Here is a 5100-nt window from a genome sequence, read left to right as displayed (position 1 = left end):
GCGAGGGCGCCGCAGCCGCCGTCACGACCGGCCGGGTCGCCCGTACCGCTGCGCGGCTCTCCCCGGACGAGGCCGCCGCGCTGCAACGGGCCCTGATGCGACGCGACTTGACGGCGGCCGCCGAGCGCTGGGTGGCGGGAGCCGCGATCGACTGGTCGCTGATCACCCCCGCGGCAGCGCGAAGGATCGAACTGCCCGGCTACCCGTTCGCCCGCAGGCGCCTGTGGATCCCCCAGCCGCAGGCCACCGCCCCCGCGCGGCCGGTGCTCGAAGGGAGCGCTGACATCGACCCCGCCATCGCCCAAGTCATCACCGGATACGCCCGGTTGGACGCGGTCTCGGTCTCCGGACTGCTCGGCGTCTACCAGCGCATGGGCGCCTTCCTGCGCCCCGGCGACCGGCACCGGAGCGAGGATCTGCGCACCCGCCTCGGCATCCGGGACAAGTTCCGCCGGCTGCACGAGGCGATCCTCGACCTCCTTGCCGCGAACGGATTCCTGACCCGCGACGGCGAGTGGTTCACCGCCACCGCCGCGGTCGGCGGGACGGACGGAGCCACGGCCGCGGAGCGCTGGGAGGCCGACTTCGGGGACGTCGCGGCCCGGTATCCGGACATCGCGCCGACGGCCCGGCTCAACCGGCGGTTTCTGCGGGCGTACCCGAGGCTGCTGCGCGGCGAGGTGGTGGGGACCGAGGTCATGTTCCCCGACTCCTCGATGGAGCTGGTGCGGGACCTGTACAGGGGCAACCCGCTCACCGACTTCTTCAACATGCTCGTCGCCGACACGGTCCGCCGTCATCTGGACGCCTGCCTCCCGCGGCTGACGGACGGCGGGTCCTTCCAGGTGGTGGAGCTGGGCGCCGGAACCGGTGCCACCAGCGAGCGGGTGATCCCGGCGCTGGCCGGCCACCCGGACCTTGTGGGCTACACCTTCACGGACATCTCCCCGCGCTTCCTGGACTACGGCCGCGAGCGGTTCGCCGCGCGGCACCCGTTCGTACGGTTCCAGCTTCTCAACCTGGAACGCGGCCTCGCCGAGCAGGACTTCCTGCCGGGCTCGGTCGACGCGGTCCTCGCCACCAACGTGGTCCACGCCACCAGGAACCTGCGGACCACCCTGCGCATGATGAAGGACCTGCTCAGGTCAGGCGGGCTCCTGGTGCTCAACGAACTGACCTCCATCCGCCCGTATCTGACCCTGGGCGGCGGCGTCATGGAGGGCTGGTGGGCCTTCCAGGACGGTGAGCTTCGTATCCCCAACTCGCCCCTTGTCGCGCCGGACAGATGGATCACGCTGCTTGAGGAGGAGGGCTACACGAACGTCAGGGTCCTGGGCGCCGAGGGCGCCGAACCCGGTCAGCACATGCTGGTCGCGCGGAACCCGGGCGTACGCAGGGACGCGCCACCGGCGGCGCCGAACGCTCCTGTGGCCCTGACGGCCGTCGTGCGGCCGGACGGGCCGGACACGGGGAACACGGGGGACACGGTCACCGACCGCCTCGGTGAACTCCTGCGGCGCGTACTCAAGCTGGACGAGCGCATCGACCCGGAACGGTCTCTGGTCGACTACGGCTTCGACTCGCTCAGCGGCATGAAGATCGTGGCGGTCGTGGAGGACGCCTTCGGTGTCGACGTGCCGCTCGAGGAGTTCTTCGCGCGGCCGACGCTGGTGGAGCTCTCGGAGCACCTGAGGTCGCACTGGCTGGTCGACGCGGTGTCCGAGGCGGCGGCCGAGCCCGCGCCGGAGCCCGTCGGGACGTACGCGCCCGCGCCCGCCGCGCCCGTCTCCGTGACGAGCCGGACGCCGGATCCGGTGCGTGCGCCCGACCCGGTGCGTGCCGTCCACGTGGCGCCCGCGGTGCGCTCCGCCGCCGAAGCGGTCCTGCGCCCACGGCCCGACGTCCGCCTCACCGGCCATCCGCTGTCGGAGGGACAGCGCGCGCTTTGGGTGATCGAGCAGATCGCGCCCGGCAACTGCGCCTACAACCTGCCCCTCGCCTTCTGGCTCGACGACCACGTCGACGTGCTCACGCTGCGGGTCGTCCTGCAGGACCTGCTCGACCGGCACGAGGAACTGCGCGCGAGCGTGCGCACGGGCGAGGACGGGCCGTTCGTCCGGATCGCCGCCGAGCCGGAACTGCCGTTCCGACAGGTCTTTTCGACCTCTGTCGCGGACGGCGACCTGCGTGACCGCATCCACGCCGAGACGCGAGAGCCGTTCGACCTGGCCGACGGTCCGCTGCTGCGCGCCACCCTCCACACCCTGGGCGACGGCCGCCAGGCGCTGCTGCTCACCGTGCACCACCTGGTGCTCGACGGGCTGTCCATCCCGCTGCTGCTCACGGAGGTGGAGCGCGGCTACCGAGCGCTGCGCGAGGGGCGCCCCCTGCCCGCCGGACGGCCCGCGCACACCTTCGCCGACTTCTGCGTCCAGCAGCGCGAACTCCTCGCAGGACCGCGGGCGGAACGCCTGCGCTCCTACTGGCTCGACCGGCTGCGGGACCGCCGCACCGCCGTACCTCTGCCGCTGGACCGGCCGCGCCCGCCCGTGCCCACCTTCCAGGGCGCCAGCGTCGGCGGACGCGTCCCGGCGGACGTGACCGAACAGGCCCGCGCGCTCGCCATGGCCGCTCACAGTTCGCTGTCCAGCGTCATGCTCGCGACCTACTTCGCGCTGCTGCACCGCTACAGCGACCAGGAGGACATCGCCGTCGGTACCCCGACGGCCGGCCGGCCGGCCGACGGCTACGACGACGTGCTCGGCTACTTCATGAACATGGTGGTCCTGGCCGAGAAGGTCGACGGCACGCAGTCCTTCCGGGATCTGGTCCGCCGTATTCACCAGATGGTCCTCGGCGCCCTCGAACACAGCGCGTATCCCCTGATCACGCTCACCGACGAGCTGCGCGGGGAGAACCCCGGCGCCGCGGCCGACGCGCCGTTCAACGTGGCCTTCTACTTCCACAACTGGGCGCGCGACATGCCGCGGGACGGCGTGGTGCGCGGCAGGGTCGAAGGGGTACACCAGGAGGGCGAGTTCGACCTCACCCTCGACCTGGTCGACCACCCCGAAGGCTGCCGCTACACGCTCAAGTACAACCCGGACCTGTTCGACGCCGCCACGGTGGAGCGGCTCGGCGACCACTTCGTCACGCTCCTGTCGGCCGCGGTCGCCGCGCCCGGCTCCGCGGTCGGCGACCTGGACCTGCTCACCGAGCACGAACGCGCCCAGCTCGCGCCGCCCGCCGGTGTCGACTACCCGGCCGACACCCTGGTCTGGGACCTGGTGCGGCGCCAGATCGAGGCCAGGCCGCAGGCGGTCGCGGTCCGCCACGGCGGAACGGAGCTGACCTACCGCGGTCTGGGGGAGCGGGTGGCAGCCCTGGCCGCACGCCTCACCGCCGCGGGTGTCGGCCGCGGGCGCACCGTCGGTGTGCTGCTCCCGCGCGACGCCGACCTGCCGGTAGCGCTGCTCGCCGTACAGGCGGCGGGCGGCACGTACGTCCCGTTCGACCCGGCGTACCCGCGGGAGCGCCTCGCCTACATGGCGGGGGACGCCGGACTCCACCTGATGTTCACGCACTCCGCCGTCCGGGCGGCGTGGGGCGGTTCGGCACCCCGGCTGCTGATCGACGGGGGCCAGGAGCCGCCCCCGCTGCCCTCGCCCGGGCCCGCGGAACCCACGGACGCCGCGTACGTCATCTACACCTCCGGCTCGACCGGCCGCCCCAAGGGCGTCCGCGTCCCGCACCGAGCCCTGACCAACTTCCTGTGGTCGATGGCGCGTGAACCCGGATTCGGGCCGGGGGACACCCTGTTGGCCCTGACCACCGTGTGCTTCGACATCTCCGGCCTCGAGCTGTATCTGCCGCTGATCACCGGCGGGACGGTGGACGTCCTGCCGACCGAGGCCGCCCAGGACGGCCTGCGGCTGCGCGAGGCCGTCGAACGCCGCACCGCCACGGTCATGCAGGCCACCCCGGCGACCTGGAGCATGCTCCTCGCCGCCGGCTGGCAGGGCGACCCCGAACTCACCGTGCTGTGCGGCGGCGAGGCCCTGCCCGGCGACATCGCGGAGGCACTGCTCGCGGGCAACCGCGCGGTGTGGAACCTCTACGGCCCCACCGAGACCACCATCTGGTCGGCGGTGAGCCGGCTGTGCCGGGGCGAGCGCGTCACCATCGGCGCCCCGATCGACAACACCTCGCTGTACGTCCTCGACGGCGCCCGCAGACCGGTCCCGACCGGAGTGCCCGGTGAGCTCTACATCGGCGGGCACGGTGTGGCCGACGGCTACCTGGGCCGCCCCGAACTGACCGCCGAGCGCTTCCTGCCCGACCCGTTCGCGCCCGGAACCGAGCCGCGAATGTACCGCACGGGCGACCTCGTGCGGCGGCGGGCCGACGGGCGCATCGACTATCTGGGCCGGATCGACTCCCAGGTGAAGGTGCGCGGCTTCCGGGTGGAGCTGGAGGAGATCGAGTCGACCCTGCGGCGCGTCGACGGCGTACGCGAGGCGGTCGTGGTGGCCCGTGGCCAGGGAGGCGGCGACCGTTCGCTGCTCGCCTGCTACGTACTCGCAGACGCGGCCCCGGAGTCGATCCGGGAACAACTGGCGGCCTGGCTCCCGGCCCACATGATCCCGGACGTACTGGTCCGCGTGACCGGCTTCCCACGCACACTCAACGAGAAGGTCGACCGGACCACGCTGGCCACCCTTCCCCTGGCCGAGCTGCGGTCCCGCTTCGGCGCCCGGGGTGCCGAGCGGCCTGAGCCCGTCGCGGTCGGCGGCGCGGACGGACGCGTCCAGGCCCTGACGGCCGAACTGGCCGAGACGGTCGGCCGCCTGTCCGGGGCGCACCCCGAGGAGATCGGCCCGCACACCCCGCTCGGCGAGGTGGGCATGAACTCGGTGAGCTTCACCGCGCTCAGCGCCGAACTGCGCAAGACGTACGGCATCGAGGTCTACCCGACGCTGTTCTACCGCCGGGGCACGCTGGCCGCCCTGGCCGACCACCTGTGGCGGGAGCACACCGGTGAGCTGGCCGCACGTTTCGCGGCCGCAGGCACGGTCGCTCCCACCGCCGAAGCACGGCCCG

The 5100-nt window shown here is 72.9% G+C and carries 1 protein-coding gene; it reads left to right on the top strand.

All coding sequences use genetic code 11. From position 1 onward, the window contains the following. A partial coding sequence (locus tag QR77_RS46400) for a non-ribosomal peptide synthetase (RefSeq protein ID WP_160311016.1) occupies nucleotides 1-5100 on the top strand: 5100 nt, incomplete at both ends.

Source organism: Streptomyces sp. 150FB, from assembly GCF_000818195.1.
Taxonomy (GTDB): Bacteria; Actinomycetota; Actinomycetes; order Streptomycetales; family Streptomycetaceae; genus Streptomyces.
The sequence above is the reverse complement of the archived record's forward strand: the minus strand, read 5'-3'. Positions and strand labels throughout refer to the sequence as shown.